Below are 14,123 nucleotides of genomic sequence, written 5' to 3' on the forward strand. Positions count from 1 at the left end.
TACCAGACAGGGGGAAGTCCATTGTTTCAACGAAAACTTCATCATCTATCCAAAATGTTTATTTTGATGCTAAGCATCCTTTTCATTTTATCTGCTTGCAGCGCTGGCTCCAAGCAGGAACCCGCTGCTTCCAGCGCTTCAGCAGGTGCTGGATCAGACAAGGCGGCAAGTGATAACAAGCCCGTTACGCTGCGCTTTGCGTGGTGGGGCAACGACGCCAGACACAAAGCAACTCTCGCTGCCATCGACGCCTATATGAAGCAGCATCCGAACGTAAAAATCGAAGGCGAATATATGGGATTTGACGGGTTTAACAAAAAGCTCGCAACGCAATTTGCCGGCAGAACCGCTCCGGACTTATTCCAGTTCACCTATGAATGGTCCGTGGAAATGAGCGAATTCATGGTGGATCTGAACTCCCTCAGCAATCTGATCGATATGAAGCAAATCCCCGATGCCGCTCTTAAGGATTACGGTTCCTACAAGGGCAAGCAAATTATGATCCCGTCCGGCATGTTTGCAGCGACGACCATATTAAATGAAGATTTTATGCAGAAGCATGGCATTCCCGCCGACACCGTATGGACCTGGGACAAGCTTATCGAAACAGGCAAAAAAGTCCATGAACAAGACAAAAACGCTTACTTGTTAACTGCTGACATCGACGTGATTAACAAGCTTATCCTGCAGCCGTACATCATGCAAAAAACAGGCAAGGGCTGGGTGAACGACGACTTCACACCTGGCTTCGATAAGGCTCAGTTAACGGATGGTCTTACCTACTTGTCCAATCTCTATAAGAGCGGAGCGATTGAACCGTTCGGCGACAGTACCGCGTTCGTCGGCAAGATGGAGCAAAATCCGAAATGGGTGAAAGGCGAAATCGGCCTTCTGCTCGACTACGTTCAAGCGATCGACAAGTATAAGCAAGCTGTTCCTACTGCCAAAATCGGCGTCAGTGCATTCCCGGAGAATTCAGGCGCAGTTCAGTCAGGCAACGCTACCGTTGCAGGCACGGGCTTTGCCATCTCTAAGGACTCCGCGAACAAAGAAGAAGCCGCCAAATTTATTAATTACCTGGTCAATGACAAAGAAGCTGCCTTGCTGCTGACAACACAGCGCGGAATTCCCGCTTCAAGCGCAGCACGCAAAGCGCTCGAGGAATCCGGCAAACTGGATGCTAACATCTCCAAAGGACTGGAACTCGCTTCGGCCAAGAAAACCATCTCACCGAATGTCGTCAGCACAAACGCAGAGCTTGCCCAAGTCGTGAAAGATTCCATTCAGAAGCTGATCTACAATCAGCTCACACCGGATCAGGCAGCTAACCAAATTTACACTGGCTTTACCTCCAAACTCCAGGAAATGAAAGCAAAATAAGGGATGCGCGAAGGCGTGCTGTCCGTCAGGGCAGCACCCTTCTTAACACGCAGCCCGCATAGGGAAAGGAACATCTGACTTGAAAAGCATGCGCATGCGCAACGTCCTCTGGGGTCTGTTATTCGTATCGCCATGGGTTATCGGATTTTTCTGGTTTCAGCTTTATCCGCTGCTCCTATCATTCTATTACTCCTTCACAGATTCCACGATTGTAAAGCCGGGAAAGTTCATTGGATTGGATAATTACGTGAAAATGTTGACGGTCGATAAGGATTTCTTCCCCTCCATTAAGGTCACGATGATATATGCACTGATTGCGGTACCGGCTAAGCTGGCTTTTGCCCTGCTTATTGCCTTGATCCTCAATATCAAAGGAAAATCGGTCAATTTGTATCGCACCATCTACTATTTGCCTTCCATCCTTGGCGGCAGCGTTGCCATCTCCATTCTATGGCGCTTCCTGTTCATGAAGGAAGGTGTTGTGAATCAAGCCTTGTCCTTTCTTCATATTCCGCCCATTAATTGGCTGGGAAGCCCGCATGTGGCGCTCGGCACCATCAGTATGCTCGTGGTGTGGCAATTCGGCTCTTCCATGGTTCTGTTCCTTGCAGGACTCAAGCAAATTCCAGCGGAGCTATACGAAGCTGGCATGGTCGATGGCGCTGGCCGCATCCGTATGCTCGGGATGATTACCATCCCGCTGCTCACGCCGATCATTTTCTTTAATCTGGTTATGCAGACCATCAATGCACTTCAGGAATTTACCGCGGCATTTGTCGTAACCAACGGCGGACCGGTGAAATCGACATATTTATTCGGTTTGAAAATCTACGACGAAGCCTTTCAAAATATGAAAATGGGCTACGCTTCCTCCCTGTCCTGGTTCTTGTTCGCCATGATTCTTATCCTGACCCTCTTCATCTTCCGCTCGGCAAGATCATGGGTCCACTATGAAGACGGAGGTAAATAAGATGCAGAATCCAACAACGCTAGCGGCCCAACCGCGAAGTTCGGCCTCCAGAGCGCAAAGCGCCGTGCTGCGCAGGGCGATCAAACATCTCGCTTTGCTGCTGCTTGGCTGGCTGATGATCTATCCGCTGATTTGGCTGTTCCTGAGTTCCTTTAAGACGAATGCAGACTTATTCGGTACGCTCAGCCTTTGGCCCAGTCAATTTGTATGGAATTCTTATGTAAAGGGTTGGGCAGGCACCGGTCAGTATACCTATACAACGTTTTTCTACAATACCTTTGTGTTGGTCATTCCTACCGTCGTTCTCACCGTACTCTCCAGTGTCATGGTCGCCTACGGTTTTGCACGATTCAAATTTCCGCTTCGCAACCTGATGTTTGTTCTGATGATCTCCACCTTGATGCTGCCGCATACCGTCATTATCATTCCGCGGTATCTCATTTTTCGCAATTTGGGGTGGCTGGATAGCTTCTGGCCGTTCATCGTGCCTGCCGCCTTCGGGTGCTTTCCGTTCTTCATCTTTATGATGGTTCAGTTTCTCCGGGGACTTCCCAAGGAGCTGGATGAGTCTGCCGTTATGGACGGTTGCAATCCGCCAACTATTCTATTCCGTATCCTCCTGCCGTTATGTATGCCTGCTATGATTTCAGCAGCTATCTTTCAATTTATCTGGACCTGGAACGACTTCTTCAACCCGCTTATTTTCATTAACAGCGTGAAGAAGTTTCCGATTTCCTTGGCGCTGCGCATGACGATCGATTCGACCGGCGGCACCATTGAATGGAATCAGATTATGGCAATGGCTGTACTGGCTATCTTGCCACCGGTACTTGTGTTCTTCTTCTCCCAAAAATATTTTGTGGAAGGGATCGCAACCACAGGCATCAAAGGATAATGGAGGAGGCGCTTAGCCTATGAATCAGCCCGCAGAGAAGCGGCCCAATATACTCGTATTTTTCACCGATCAGCAGCGCTGGGATACAACCGGCGTGCATGGCAACCCGCTGGAGCTGACGCTGAATTTTGACCGGATGGCCGCATACGGCACGCATGCCGCTTATACCTTTTCCTGTCAGCCTGTCTGCGGGCCTTCCCGCTCCGCCTTGCAAACGGGGCTTTATCCGACGGCGTCCGGCTGTTTTACGAACAGCATCCCACTTCCGGAAGGAGCCCGGACCGTTGCGCACTATTTCCAGGAAGCTGGTTATGATACAGGCTATATCGGCAAATGGCACCTGGCCGGGACCCGTACCAACCCGGTGCCTGCAGGCAAAAGAGGCGGTTACGACTACTGGCTTGCCGCAGATTCCCTTGAGCACACGTCCGATGCTTATCGGACCCTGCTCTTTAACAGCCATAACGAGCCCGTCGAGCTGCCCGGCTATCGCGTCGACGCTTTAACGGATGCCGCCATCCGTTATCTTACAGACCGCCGGAACGCGGAGAAACCGTTCTATCTCTTTCTCTCGTTTCTGGAACCGCACCATCAAAATCATCGCGACGATTATCCTTCCCCTGATGTCTATCGGGGAAGATACGCGTCCCGCTATGTACCGCCGGATCTCGCTGCGCTTGGGGGAACGGCTCATCAGCATTTGGATGGCTACTACGGCATGGTCAAAAGACTCGACGAGGCACTAGGACGCTTGAACGACGCACTAAAGAGCCTCGGCCTGGCAGACAACACCGTGATTGCCTTTACCTCCGATCATGGCTGCCATTTCAAAACTCGCAACGCCGAATATAAGCGTTCCTGCCACGAAAGCTCCATCCGGGTACCGCTGGCGTTCAGCGGCCCCGGTTTTAACGGGGGCGGTACCCTGCGCGAGCTGATCAGTCTAATTGATCTGCCGCCGACCTTGCTGGACGCTGCCGGGATCGAAGTTCCGGCCCACATGCAGGGGCACTCCATCCTGCCACTCCTTGGCGGCAATCGTGGAGGTACCGCGTGGCAGCAGGAGATATTCGTCCAGATTAGCGAATCTGAAGTCGGGCGTGCCATCCGTACCCGCCGCTGGAAATATGCCGTGACGGCACCATCACGCGATCCGATTCGCGACAGGGGCGCCTCCGACTACGTCGAGTCCTGCCTGTACGACCTGGAGGCGGATCCGTATGAGCTGAACAACCTTGTCGATAAACCATCGCACGAGGAGGTAAGAGCACACCTGCGCAAGCTGCTGATTAAGCGAATGGTCACTATTGGCGAATCCGTTCCCAGGATCCATGCGCTTCCTGCCCAAGATTCAGGGCAGTTAAAGGTAGCGAAGGCTGAGATCTATGAGTAGCGGAACGCATGCCGCTTACGGTGGATTAACACGAATAGCGGCAGTCCAAGATTTGAAAAGACTTGGACTGCCGCTGTTATTTACGTTCCCCGCATCAACGTGACCTTAAACACACTTCCCAATTCGGAACTCGTCTCCAATTCAACGGTCCCTTGGAAAAATGCAAGCAAATGACGCACAATCGACAACCCTAGGCCAGCCCCGCCATTTCGACGTGCTCGTGACGAGTCGACTCGATAAAATCGCTCAAAAATCAGCTCCCTGGACGAAAGGGAGATTCCCTTTCCCGTGTCCGCAACCCGAACTGCGACCCGTCCATCTTCATCCTCAACCTTTAGCGTAACGTTCCCATCCGGCCGATTATATCGGATAGCGTTGTCCAGCAGGTTTCGAAAAACCAGGAATAAGAACCCCTCTTCTCCTTTTACCAAAGCCTTGCAGGGCTTCACCAGTTGAAGCGTCACCCCATGCTGGGCCGCCACCGGTTCCATAAATGAAATTGCGTCTGCGAGAATGTTGGCAAGCTCCACAACACTGTGCTCACGCTCCGTCCGATCATGCGTTCCGTCAGCCAGCAGCAGCAAATCCTCTGTTAACGACTCTAGTCGCGAAAGCGTCCGCTCCGTTGTCGCCTTGTAATCTCCCCATTCGCTTGGATCAATACCTTCGCTGTCGCCGGCCACTTCAAGATTCGTGCGCAGAATGGAAAGCGGTGTTCGTAATTCATGCGCAGCCGCAGAAACAAAGCGAGCCTGCTGTTGAAAAGCATCTTCCAGCCCATCCAGCATCGTGTTGAACGTGATACCGAGCTTCTTTAATTCATCATGAAGCTCATCAATCTCCAGTCGCTTGTGGAGGGTGTCCGCCGTTATTTCAGCAGTCGTTTCACTCATCCGTTTCACAGGCTTTAGAATCATCGCTGCGAGCCATTGCGCACTGAGAACCATGCCCGCTAAAGCGATAAGCAAGCTTATGATTCGGCCCTGCATGTCTGACACGATTCTGTAAACGGAGAAAAAAGACTCTATCCCCGCATATAGGATAATCATGACCGCCAAATAGAGAATCGCAAACAACGTCAATCTTGCTCGCAGTGAAAGACGGTTCCAACGTCTCATGTCGTTTCCTCTTTCTTTTCGGCTGTACGCAGCGTCCATTTATACCCGTGACCTTGAACGGTTTGAATAAACCTTTCTCCTGCCTCTGGGTCGTGGTGGGCAAGCTTCTTACGCAAGGAATTAATATGAACTCGGACCGTGGAGGTAAGCGGATCCGCATGAATATCCCAGACGTGCTCAAGGAGTCTTTCAGACGAAATGACCTCGCCGGGATGCAGCATCAGATATTCGAGCAGCCCGAATTCTTTTCTCGTCAATGGCACAAGAGCATTCTCGAACCAGACTTCCTTTGTTTTGGAATCAAGCTTAAGCTGGTCGAACTGCAGGACGGAGCTTTTCACTGACGAACTCCGGCGAAGGAGCGCCCGAATGCGGGCCAGCAATTCATTGAAGACAAAGGGTTTACGGAGGTAGTCATCTGCGCCTGAATCGAGTCCTTCCTCCACCTCGTCCGGATGGCTGCGTGCTGTCAACATGAGGATAAACACATCGTTATGGTGGGAGGACCGGCGAATTCGTTGGCAAAGTGAAATGCCATCCAGCTCCGGAAGATTGATGTCGAGGAGAATCACATCATACTCATTGGTATCCGCCAACTCCCACCCGGTTAGCCCGTCCGCTGCGATGTCCACGGCATATCCTTCCCGCTTCAGACCTTTGGCTAATGCACGCGCAAGGTCCTCCTCATCTTCAACAATGAGGATTCGCAATACCACCACTCCTTCCTTTTATGACATTTAGAATATCACACACATTTCAGCGATGCGAGAAATTAATCTGCTCTTTCGAAGCTTCACTTAACAAGGATTTAACAGCTCGACCTTTATAATCAAAGCAAATCTTCCTTTGGCATGGAGGATGTTGAACAGCATTGAAAAGAAGGAGGAGTTCTTTTGTTAATTGAGGTTGTAACAGCCGGACCAGGGTGTTCAATTTGTGAAAAGGCGCTGAAGGCCGTGTCGCAAGTCGCGCTGGAATATCCGCAAATCGAAACACAGGAGCTGCATGTGGTCGATCAGTTTGAACGTCTCCAGGAGCTGGGCATTTTCAGCGCCGGAGCGATTCTCATCAATCGAAAAGTGGAATTTACTTCATTACCCTCTCTGTCTAAGCTTCGTGAACGTGTCCAAGACTTGCTCAATACTTAACATCATCCACTGAATCAAAGGAGAACCTATGGAAAACTTATATCATTTCACAATTACAGGCGGAATTTCCGCCACTACCTACCTGCTTGTGTTTATCGTCGGAGTCGTGAGCGCGGTGTTAGCCTGCTATTTGCCTGTACTTGCTATGTTTGCTGGATATGTCCAGAAAGGAGCAGCCGGTAATAAAAGAAAAGCCATGCTCATCGCGATCAACTTTATCCTGGGCATGGCTGTCACTTCACTGTTGGCCGGTTTGATCTTCGCGCTGCTCGGCCAGCAGTTCCTACCCTTCGTTGAGAAGTATCACTTGCTCAACTGGGTACCGCCCGTCTTTGACATATTGGCGGGGCTGCAGCTGCTTGGCGTCATTTCATTTGCAATGCCTGCTTTTCAAAAGCCGTTGAGCCGGCCAGAAGGCCCACAAAGCGCCATGGCCGCTTTCAAACTAGGCATTCCCTATGGACTTGTCATTTCGCCCTGTGCCGTCCCCATCTTTTTTGCACTGATCAGCTACATTGCACTTCAGGGAAGCCCGCTTCACGGGGCGCTGCTCATGACGACCTATTCGTTAGGAAAAGGCTTGGTACTCGCGGCTGTTGCCGTCTTTTCCATTTCCATTCTACGCAAATTGGCAAAATGGAGCGGTCCTGTTAAAAAAATTGCCGGCTACCTCTCCATCGTAATTGGCATCATTTTTCTGATTATTGGGTTTATGAAGTAACAGTTTAACATAGAAAAATCACTTTATTTTAGGAGGACATTCATTCATGTCATTAAATCAAACGTTGGAAGAAATGAAACAACAGCTTATCGCCCATTCGCCCGCAGAAGTCCAAGCCGCGATGTTCCGTTCCATTCGAGAGCAGATGGAGTCGGGTGTGCAGTATGGCCTGCAGGAAGGGCAGAAGGCGAAGGGGTTTACGCTGACCAATTCGCTGGGCATTCCCGTTCACTTATACGACGAACTGGCCAAAGGTCCCGTCGTGCTCACCTTCTACCGCGGCGGCTGGTGCCCATACTGCAACGCGCAGCTCCGTGCATACCAGAAAGTACTGCCGGAGATACAAGCGCTGGGCGCCAGGCTCATCGCCGTCAGCCCACAAAGCCCGGACAACACGCTCTCGCATCAGGAGAAGGAACAACTCCAGTTTGAGGTGCTGAGCGATACGAACGGTCTGGTGGCCGCCTTTTACAATATCTTGTACGACGTACCTTCGTACTTGCAGGAGATCATGATGAACCTGTTCAAGCTGGATCTGGCTGAATACAACGCGACCGAGCGGTGGATACTCCCCATTCCCTCTACCTTTATGATTGACGAGTCCGGCATTATCCGCTCAGCGTACGTCAACCCGGATTTTATGAAACGCTTGGAGCCGGAGGATATTCTGGATGAGTTACGGAAGTTGTGAACTGTTTCCATCAACACGACTCAAGACCAAGCCCCATGCGCCGACGACGCGTGGGGCTTTCTTCCGTCATGAATTATATACGTTTTATCCTGCTCATAAAATTCAATATAGCTTCAAGGCGTATTTTATCAGCGCATTCTTCGCAACAGAAATACTTAACCTTCCTTTCCTTCGCTTGTTTATATTTTAGTGAACCCTCGTATGCTCTGAATGTTTTTTTACAACTAAAACATAGTACCTCAAAGTAAAACATTTTACCCCCTCCTAATGAGTTCCTCGACAAGGTTCATCCCTATTGACATGATCATCGCGTTGCGTTATAACGGAATAAATTCTAAATAACACACTGTATTATTTAATTTAGCACAGTGTATTAAAAAAGACAAGGGAGCGCTACCGTTGCCAAAAATCGTCGACCACGAACAAAAAAGAAAACTAATCGCCGAATCGGCCTGGCGTATTATTGAAGAAAAAGGCATCGAGCATGCATCCATCCGCGCTGTCGCCGCTGCGGCAGGATTGTCGCCCGGCGCCTTGCGGCATTATTTTTCAACGCAGGACGAACTGTTGCTATTTATCGTGGATTATTATTTGACTAGAGGAGTTGATAGAGCAGCAGAGGGGCTGGTGATAAGCCACATTCCGATAAAGGCTGCGAAGGAAATTCTGTTGCAGCTGCTCCCAATGAATGAGGAAAAACGAACTGCCGCCGGCGTCTGGTGGATCTTCGCCATCCGCTCCCTCACGAGCTTAGCGCTGCAGGCTAAAAAAGACGAGCTCATCGACGGACTCCACTACCTGACTAAAGCTACCCTTGACATTCTAGCTCAGGCGCAGCTTCTCCCTCCCGCGGTGGACATTCAACTCGAAACACTACGATTGGCCGCGCTTATCGAAGGCTTGACGATTCTTGCCTTGCTTCGCCCGGAGCTCTATGCACCGGAGACCGTTGAGCAGATCGTCATCCGCCATCTCCATGAGCTGTGCTCACGTGCTGCGGATGGTTAAGTAAAGGCTATGCTACATCATAATGGTGATTTGCGAAAATAAAAAAACGCCTTCATGAAAAGGCGTTTTTGAGTGATATCATTTTCCGTTCATAAAAAAGTCCCGATGTAAAATCAATCACCGGGACTTGTTGGGGTTACTATCTAATATTTACTAATAAGTAGGAGCAGGCGGTTCGTCTATTTTCATACGGAGTAAACTATAAGGCTTCTGCCGCAGGTCATTTCCATAATGAAATCTGGACTGCCGATGTAATTGGTTCACGATGAAATATAAGTATTGATCTGGACCAATAGAAAAAGTATCCGGCCATAAAATTCTCGGGTCATGTGCGATGGTTTCCATTATGCCATTCGGCAAAATCTTCCGAATACTATTGTTTTCATAGTCTCCAGCATAAACGTTTCCTTGTGCATCGGTGATCATGCCATCTGAAGCACCTTTTTCTCCCCAATACTTCACGTGATATTGTAAATTCATATCCGGTATAGACCTGTCTCTCAGGGCTTCCGTTGAAATCGAGAATAGATGACGACTGGAGAGAGGGCAATAATACAGCATCTTGCCGTCCGCGGAAATCGCTATACCGTCGGATGCCAATCTAAAGGGTGAAGTAGATCCGTCTTTGTTTCGATTCATCAGAATTTTACCTTCAACTTTCGGTAAGAAAAAGAGATCGGGCGAGGTTGAATTTGCTCCATTTAACCGTCTCCAGGCATAGCCCGTTTCTAAATCAACGACAATAATGGCTCCTGGTCCTCGGGAAGACGAATCCGTAATATACGCATACCCTGCTTTACCAACACGAAAATCAAATCTAACATCATTCAGATAAGTAGTCGGCAGAACAACATCTTCTGTAAATGTAAATACGCTTCTTATGGTATTCGTATTTAAATCTACAGCGACTAACTTCGCCCCCCCTTTGATGGGTTCTGAGAAATTTGGAGCCCCCGTATCCAGTACCCAAAGCGTTCCCTGTCCATCAGCAACGACACTTTGGACACTAATGAAGGACGTTGTAATATTCGATGGGCTCACCACATTAGCGTCTAAACTAGGATAAGGCTGCAATGTACCGCGAACGATTTCGGCCACCGTAAATTTAACATCGTCTCCCCATTTTGGAAAGCAAATGAAAATACGCCCGGTTTCAGAAACAGTAACGCCTGTAGGCATGGCCTCGTAAAATAAAAAAACCGCCTCAAACTTACCGAAATACATTTCGCTCGGTAACATCACTTGTATAAAATCCCCCTCATCCAGTTCGAACTGCTATCACCTATTTATATGACTGAATGTGGTTCAATTGCCTGGATACTAAAATATTTTTACGGATCCCCTTCCGAAAATGAATTCAATCCCTGCCATGTTCCGGAGCACTTATCAATGAGATTCCTTCCGTAATTTCAAATACTCCGTCGCATAATACGCCATGGCGATGGTTGGCAAGGCGATGCCGATCAGTAATGCCGCCTTCCAGCCCCCCGTTGCGTAAGCCCATCCCCCTGCCGCTGAGCCGATAGCTCCCCCTAAAAAGAAAATGGCCATATACAAACCGTTAAGCCTACTGCGAAATTCCGCTCCTAAAGAGAAAATCACCCGCTGCCCGAGAACCATGTTGGCGGAAACCCCCATGTCAAGTAAAATCGCCGCAACGACGAGGACGGGGACTGCGAGTCCAGTACTTGATGGAACCAGCAAGGGAAGCAGCCCGGAAAAGATGACGATGCCCAATGCCCATCCCGTAGCCGGACGAACCCATCCGCGGTCTGCCATACGGCCCGCCGCTGGCGCCACAATTGCCCCCATTACCCCGACTAATGCGAACAGCGCGACCCCTTCCTGCGTGAAATGGAACTGCGGACTCGTCAATACTAACGGAACTGTCGTCCAAAACAAACTGAACGTTCCGAATACGCAAGCATGGTAAATTGCCCTCCGGCGCAATGCCGGTGTCGCCTTCAGCAGATGCAGCATGGAGTGCAGCAGCGCCGGGTAAGCTGTAGCGGTCGGAGGCCTCCTCGAGGGTAGTGCCTTTGCCAAGACAAGAGCCAGTGCGAAAATCAATGCTGCGGAGATGAAATATATAGCGCGCCAACCCATATACTCCGCCACCAAGCTTGAAATGGGACGCGCGAGCATAATCCCCAGAAGGAGCCCGCTCATGACGTTGCCCACATTGCGACCGCGCACGGCTTCAGGTGAAAGATGCGCCGCATACGGCACAAGGATTTGTGCTGCTACGGAACCAACTCCGATCACGAATGAAGCGGCGAGGAACAGGATGGCGCTTTTGAGTTCAGCGGCAATTGCCAAAACGGCGGCTGTAAGGAGCAATGATGACAGGATCAACTTACGATTTTCCAGGATGTCGCCCAACGGTACGATAAATAACAAGCCGATTCCGTAGCCGACTTGAGTCAACGTAACGATGAGTGCGGCAGCCCCGGATGAGAGCCCGATGGTCGAACCGATCGAGCCTATCAATGGTTGAGCATAATAAAGATTGGCCGCGATGATCCCGCAAGCGGCAGCCAGGATAAAAATCAGCGATGGCGAGATCGATTTTTCCGTTGGAATGGAAGCTGAATGCATAGAAAGTCCCCTTTACTCACCAGAAATTTTCCGGAACAATCATTCCGAAATGGGCAAAAAAAATATGTTATAGCATTTCCAACACCATGTCTGTCATCTTCTGCATTTTGCTGCGGTCACCTTGCACCTTCGCAATGATATTTATACTATGATTCAGGTTTGAGAGCAGATAAGATAACGTCTTGATATCTTTCTCAGGCATGATTTCTCCCGTCTCCTGACCTTTGCGCAGCAGCTCGTAGAAGGATTTCTCTAATTCGTCAAACCGCTCCCTGATCAACGCATTCAGTTGCTCATCGGGCGAATCCATGCCGACTGCTGCATTCGTTATAAGACAGCCTTTCGGCGACTCCCCATCCAAGGCGGAATCGATGTGGGTCTCGAAGTACTGCCGGATTCCCGATTTTGCGGATGTCGCATTGACAAGGATGTCCCGTTTGGCTTGCTTCCACTTCTTGTACCAGTTGATCGCCTCGATATACAGCGTTTGTTTGCCCCCGAACGTTTCGTACAGACTTGATCTGCTAAGATCCATCGCCTCCAGCAAATCGGGAATGCTTGCCGCTTCGTAGCCCTTCCTCCAAAAAACAAGCATCGCTTTATGAAGCACCGCTTCTTTATCAAACTCTTTGTAGCGACCCATGGTTCTCCCTCCTTTTCCGTAGGTACAGTATATGCTTTTCCGGAACGATAAGTCCAGTATTTTTTGGAGATATGAAAATAGCACAGGCTGAGCTCCCGTATCGGGGCCCGCCTTGGGTAACAAAAGTTTGCATATTTTTGCCATATGCGATATGATTTTATTATCGACAAATTTGCAGGTCTAATTAAGGAGGTTCATGCATCGATGTGCCCCCGTACCAAAGAACAAAATGAACACATTCGCACGCAGCGTAGAGAACAAATTCTTGACGCCGCCGCGCGCGCTTACTTCCGCACGGGCGGCAGTTTTGATATTCGCGATGTCGCTCGCGAGGCCGAGCTTGGTTACGGCACGGTTTACCACTATTACCCCAACCGGCATTTATTGATAGAAGATGTGCTGGACAGCGGCTTCGAACGATGCGAGCTCGCCCTAGCAGAATGGGCACACCTCGACGGCAGAATCCCTGATGAGCGGCAGGTCCTTCTGTATTGCAAGGCGCTGCTCCGGCTATGGCAGTCGGACGCCCGCGCATATCTCGTCTACAAGATGGCGGCCGAATATTATGCGGGCTTGCCTTACAAGGATCGGCTCCCCGCCCAGAGACGATTCATGGAACGGCTGTACGTGCCGCTCCAATCGATCACCCAACGCAACGACGACAGCGTCGACCATCTGCTTGCCGTGCTGGTCGGTTGTTGCGGGCTGCACTACTATGCAGGTACTTCCGAGCTGGACGTTGATCGAATCGCCCAGCTTGCGATGCAAGCCATCACAAAGGAGCCCTGATTCAAACATGATTATCTTAAAAAGCAAATATGAAATCGAGGCCATCCGCAAGGCATGCCAAGTGGTGGCCGAATGCCATCGCACGATCGCACCGCTCATCCAACCGGGTATCACGACCAACGAGATTGAGCGCATCTTCGAAGACATTATCTTGAAGCACGGGGCTAAGCCCTACACGAAGGGCTACAAGGGCTATCCCTATGCGACCTGTGCATCCGTCAACGACGTGATCGCGCATGGCTTCCCTAGCGATAAGCCCCTTAAGGAAGGCGATATCGTGACGATCGACACAGTGGCAGAGCTCGACGGCTGGCTCGGCGATTCCGCCTGGAGCTATGCGGTCGGGAAGATCTCGCCGACGGCAGAGAAGCTGATGCGCATCACGAAGGAATGCCTTGACCTCGGCATCGCGCAGGCGCAGCCCGGCAATCGGCTCGGTGACGTGACAAGTGCGATCCAGCGGCACGCCGAATCGAACGGCTTCGGCGTCGTGCGAGACCTTCTCGCGCATGGCATCGGCCGGGACCTGCACGAGGATCCGAACTATATGCATGTCGGCAAGCCCGGCAAAGGCCCCCGCATCAAGGAAGGCATGGTGTTCACAATCGAGCCAATGATCACCGAAGGCACCTACGCCATGACAATCGATGCGGACGGCTGGACCGCAAGGACACTGGATCGCAAGCTCGCTGCACAATACGAGCATACGATTGCCATCACCTCTGAAGGTCCACAGATCCTGACCTCTCAGTAACATTAGAAGTCGACC

Annotated in this window: 15 protein-coding genes; 10 read left to right on the top strand and 5 right to left on the bottom strand. The window is 50.5% G+C overall.

All coding sequences use genetic code 11. From position 1 onward, the window contains the following. Positions 1-21: 21 nt before the first annotated feature. The 4 genes from EJQ19_RS02195 (at position 22) to EJQ19_RS02210 (ending at position 4,638) form a co-directional block, all read left to right on the top strand. The gene (locus EJQ19_RS02195) at positions 22-1,380 is read left to right on the top strand and encodes an ABC transporter substrate-binding protein (RefSeq protein WP_126139576.1); all 1,359 of its coding nucleotides are present in this window, start codon (positions 22-24) and stop codon (positions 1,378-1,380) included. A gap of 88 nt (positions 1,381-1,468) precedes the next feature. After that, a complete protein-coding gene (locus tag EJQ19_RS02200; protein WP_126139614.1) occupies positions 1,469-2,350 on the top strand; it encodes a carbohydrate ABC transporter permease in 882 nt (293 codons plus the stop codon). A gap of 1 nt (position 2,351) precedes the next feature. After that, complete coding sequence (locus EJQ19_RS02205) at positions 2,352-3,245, top strand: carbohydrate ABC transporter permease (protein ID WP_126139577.1); 894 nt, start codon at positions 2,352-2,354, stop codon at positions 3,243-3,245. A 19-nt stretch (positions 3,246-3,264) separates the two neighbouring features. Continuing rightward, complete coding sequence (locus EJQ19_RS02210) at positions 3,265-4,638, top strand: sulfatase family protein (RefSeq protein ID WP_126139578.1); 1,374 nt, start codon at positions 3,265-3,267, stop codon at positions 4,636-4,638. An 80-nt stretch (positions 4,639-4,718) separates the two neighbouring features. Here EJQ19_RS02210 and EJQ19_RS02215 read toward each other — a convergent pair whose 3' ends face one another. Both EJQ19_RS02215 and EJQ19_RS02220 read right to left on the bottom strand, forming a co-directional pair. Beyond that, entirely contained in the window at positions 4,719-5,756 is a 1,038-nt protein-coding gene (locus tag EJQ19_RS02215) for a sensor histidine kinase (RefSeq protein ID WP_164716272.1), read from the bottom strand. Beyond that, positions 5,753-6,466, bottom strand: a complete 714-nt coding sequence (locus EJQ19_RS02220) for a response regulator transcription factor (RefSeq protein WP_126139580.1) — start codon at positions 6,464-6,466, stop codon at positions 5,753-5,755. Before EJQ19_RS02220 ends, EJQ19_RS02215 begins: the two co-directional genes overlap by 4 nt. A 183-nt stretch (positions 6,467-6,649) precedes the next feature. On the opposite strand from EJQ19_RS02220, the gene EJQ19_RS02225 reads away from it, so the two are divergent. The 4 genes from EJQ19_RS02225 to EJQ19_RS02245 all read left to right on the top strand — a co-directional run bounded on the left by EJQ19_RS02225 (position 6,650) and on the right by EJQ19_RS02245 (position 9,324). Then, positions 6,650-6,904 (top strand): thioredoxin family protein, encoded by a 255-nt coding sequence (locus EJQ19_RS02225; protein WP_126139581.1) that lies wholly within the window; start codon positions 6,650-6,652, stop codon positions 6,902-6,904. Positions 6,905-6,932: 28 nt separating this feature from the next. Next, positions 6,933-7,625, top strand: coding sequence for a cytochrome c biogenesis CcdA family protein (locus tag EJQ19_RS02230; RefSeq protein WP_126139582.1), 693 nt, complete (start codon positions 6,933-6,935; stop codon positions 7,623-7,625). Between the two features lie 46 nt (positions 7,626-7,671). Next, positions 7,672-8,316: a peroxiredoxin-like family protein gene (locus tag EJQ19_RS02235; RefSeq protein WP_126139583.1), complete on the top strand. Its 645-nt coding sequence runs from the start codon at positions 7,672-7,674 to the stop codon at positions 8,314-8,316. A gap of 399 nt (positions 8,317-8,715) precedes the next feature. Further along, positions 8,716-9,324: a TetR/AcrR family transcriptional regulator gene (locus tag EJQ19_RS02245; RefSeq protein ID WP_126139585.1), complete on the top strand. Its 609-nt coding sequence runs from the start codon at positions 8,716-8,718 to the stop codon at positions 9,322-9,324. Between the two features lie 153 nt (positions 9,325-9,477). On the opposite strand, the gene EJQ19_RS02250 is transcribed toward EJQ19_RS02245, so the two are convergent. The 3 genes from EJQ19_RS02250 to EJQ19_RS02260 form a co-directional block, all read right to left on the bottom strand. Then, positions 9,478-10,563 (bottom strand): L-dopachrome tautomerase-related protein, encoded by a 1,086-nt coding sequence (locus EJQ19_RS02250; protein ID WP_420901656.1) that lies wholly within the window; start codon positions 10,561-10,563, stop codon positions 9,478-9,480. A 147-nt stretch (positions 10,564-10,710) separates the two neighbouring features. After that, positions 10,711-11,922 (bottom strand): MFS transporter, encoded by a 1,212-nt coding sequence (locus tag EJQ19_RS02255; RefSeq protein ID WP_126139587.1) that lies wholly within the window; start codon positions 11,920-11,922, stop codon positions 10,711-10,713. A 67-nt stretch (positions 11,923-11,989) separates the two neighbouring features. Next, positions 11,990-12,565: a TetR/AcrR family transcriptional regulator gene (locus EJQ19_RS02260; protein ID WP_126139588.1), complete on the bottom strand. Its 576-nt coding sequence runs from the start codon at positions 12,563-12,565 to the stop codon at positions 11,990-11,992. A gap of 204 nt (positions 12,566-12,769) precedes the next feature. Here EJQ19_RS02260 and EJQ19_RS02265 point away from each other — a divergent pair, with 204 nt between their 5' ends. Both EJQ19_RS02265 and map read left to right on the top strand, forming a co-directional pair. After that, positions 12,770-13,354, top strand: a complete 585-nt coding sequence (locus EJQ19_RS02265) for a TetR/AcrR family transcriptional regulator (RefSeq protein WP_126139589.1) — start codon at positions 12,770-12,772, stop codon at positions 13,352-13,354. A gap of 7 nt (positions 13,355-13,361) precedes the next feature. Beyond that, positions 13,362-14,108, top strand: coding sequence for a type I methionyl aminopeptidase (map, locus tag EJQ19_RS02270; RefSeq protein ID WP_126139590.1), 747 nt, complete (start codon positions 13,362-13,364; stop codon positions 14,106-14,108). Positions 14,109-14,123 lie beyond the last annotated feature (15 nt).

The sequence above is a fragment of the Paenibacillus whitsoniae genome, assembly GCF_003955665.1.
GTDB classification, from domain to species: Bacteria; Bacillota; Bacilli; order Paenibacillales; family NBRC-103111; genus Paenibacillus_E; species Paenibacillus_E whitsoniae.

Coding starts and splice junctions, on each gene's coding strand:
- map (WP_126139590.1), top strand. CDS start 13,362: ATGATTATCTTAAAAAGCAAATATGAAATCGAGGCCATCCGCAAGGCA.
- EJQ19_RS02260 (WP_126139588.1), bottom strand. CDS start 12,565: ATGGGTCGCTACAAAGAGTTTGATAAAGAAGCGGTGCTTCATAAAGCG.
- EJQ19_RS02250 (WP_420901656.1), bottom strand. CDS start 10,563: ATGTTACCGAGCGAAATGTATTTCGGTAAGTTTGAGGCGGTTTTTTTA.
- EJQ19_RS02200 (WP_126139614.1), top strand. CDS start 1,469: ATGCGCATGCGCAACGTCCTCTGGGGTCTGTTATTCGTATCGCCATGG.
- EJQ19_RS02265 (WP_126139589.1), top strand. CDS start 12,770: ATGTGCCCCCGTACCAAAGAACAAAATGAACACATTCGCACGCAGCGT.
- EJQ19_RS02255 (WP_126139587.1), bottom strand. CDS start 11,922: ATGCATTCAGCTTCCATTCCAACGGAAAAATCGATCTCGCCATCGCTG.
- EJQ19_RS02215 (WP_164716272.1), bottom strand. CDS start 5,756: ATGAGACGTTGGAACCGTCTTTCACTGCGAGCAAGATTGACGTTGTTT.
- EJQ19_RS02205 (WP_126139577.1), top strand. CDS start 2,352: ATGCAGAATCCAACAACGCTAGCGGCCCAACCGCGAAGTTCGGCCTCC.
- EJQ19_RS02230 (WP_126139582.1), top strand. CDS start 6,933: ATGGAAAACTTATATCATTTCACAATTACAGGCGGAATTTCCGCCACT.
- EJQ19_RS02210 (WP_126139578.1), top strand. CDS start 3,265: ATGAATCAGCCCGCAGAGAAGCGGCCCAATATACTCGTATTTTTCACC.
- EJQ19_RS02235 (WP_126139583.1), top strand. CDS start 7,672: ATGTCATTAAATCAAACGTTGGAAGAAATGAAACAACAGCTTATCGCC.